Genomic DNA, 1,636 nt, shown 5'->3' with positions numbered 1-1,636 from the left:
CGGGCGCGATCACGTCCACCCGGCGCCGGCGGCGGAACATCGCCGAGTCGCCGGGGGGTGCCGGGATCCGGTGCCAGGCCAACGGGTCGTCGGGCTGCTCCAACCGGCTGGCTTGCGTCGCCGCGGCGAACCTGGCCAGTTTGTCCTGCTCGCCCGGCCACAGCCGCCAGGCGATCGGCGCCACCAGGGTCGCGCCGGGCATGTCGTCGAGCAGGAAGTGCAGGGGCGATCCCGTGGCGACGTCCTCGGGGACCAGTTCGCGCAGGCGGGCACGGTAGCCGCGGCCGCCGTTCTGGCCGACCAGCTCGGCGAGGGCCCTGCGGGGGGGCACGCTGGTGAGGGAGCGCAGCGTCCGGGTGTCGTCGACGGTGACGCGCAGCTGCGCGGAATCGACGATCGTCGCCTGCCCGTCACGCCCGGTGACGAGGTCACGGGCGCCGGCGCTGAGGTTCATCGGGGATCCGTAGCCGGCGGGCCAGGTCACGTTGAGATGGCTCGTGCGCCGCACCGACCCGGGCACGCGCCGCGGGGCGCCGCGGTGCGGGCTGGCCGGCGGCGGGGTCAGGTCGGCGAGCGCCGGCAGTGGTCGTACGGGAGACGGCATCTGGACCTCCGAGCCCGGTTGGGCGGCATGCCGCGGCGGCACACCGCCCACCTGGGCCGCTGCAGCCGCGACACAACCCATCACCCTTTACGCAGTAAAGCTGAATTGCGAATCTACCCTTCGCAATCCCGCTGCGCCGGGTGACATCGACCACGGGTTGCGGTCAGGCCGGGAAGGCGAAGTCGCGGATCAGCGCGACGAGCTCCAGCGGGCGGTCGCTCTGCACCGCATGGCCGGCGCCGTCGACAGCGGCGTAGCGCAGGGCCGGCAGCCGGCGGCGAAACTCGTCGACGTCGGCGTCGTGGACGTACTTCGACTCGCCGCCGTGCACGAGCAGCATCGGCACGGTGATCGTGCCGACCTCGTCCCACAGCGAGGTGAAGTCGAGCCAGTACGGGGTTCCCGGCGGGGGCGGGCCGAACAGGTCGTAGCGCCACGACCAGCGGCCGTCCGGCAGCCGGCGGGCGTTGTGGCGCACCCCGCGGCGCACCCCGGAGGCGGCCCGCAGCGGGCTGAGCGCGACCGCGGCGTCGGCCATCTCCTCGAACGAGGCGTAGGTCGGCGGTCCGCTGACGAGCGCCACCGAGCCGCGTTCGGCCGTCGTCATCGGCCGGCTCGGGTCGTTGACCTGCGGGGTGACGTCGACGATCACCGCCCGGCGGCACAGGTCGGGACGGGTGGCGGCCAGGTGGGTGACGGTCAGGCCGCCGAGCGACATGCCCACGACGACCGCCGCGTTCGGCGCCACGGCCGGCAGCGCGGTCTCCAGTGCCTCGACGTTGCGCCACGGACCGTAGTCGCGGTCGGCGCGCCAGGACGACCGGCCGTGGCCGGGCAGATCGAACGCCACCGCGGGCCGGCCCAGCGCGAGCGCCACATAGTCCCAGGTGTGGGCGTTCTGGGCGCCGCCGTGGAGGAACACCACCTCGGGATCGGCGGTGCCCCAGCGGATGTAGCTCAGCCGCCGGTCGGCCGCCAGCTCGACGTAGCCGCGGCTGACATCGGGCCGGCCCGCGAACGGTAGGCCGAGTT

The 1,636-nt window shown here is 74.3% G+C and carries 1 protein-coding gene and 1 pseudogene; both read right to left on the bottom strand.

What is annotated here, in order from left to right; genetic code table 11:
• A pseudogene (locus tag G6R25_RS23845) lies at window positions 1-604 on the bottom strand (DUF2889 domain-containing protein); the annotation flags it as partial.
• A gap of 163 nt (window positions 605-767) precedes the next feature.
• A partial coding sequence (locus G6R25_RS23840; RefSeq protein WP_163554643.1) for an alpha/beta fold hydrolase occupies window positions 768-1,636 on the bottom strand: 869 nt, incomplete at its 5' end.

Source organism: Candidatus Frankia alpina, from assembly GCF_902806485.1.
Taxonomy (GTDB): Bacteria; Actinomycetota; Actinomycetes; order Frankiales; family Frankiaceae; genus Frankia; species Frankia alpina.
Note: the sequence above shows the minus strand (reverse complement) of the source record. Positions and strands in the feature narration are given on the sequence as shown.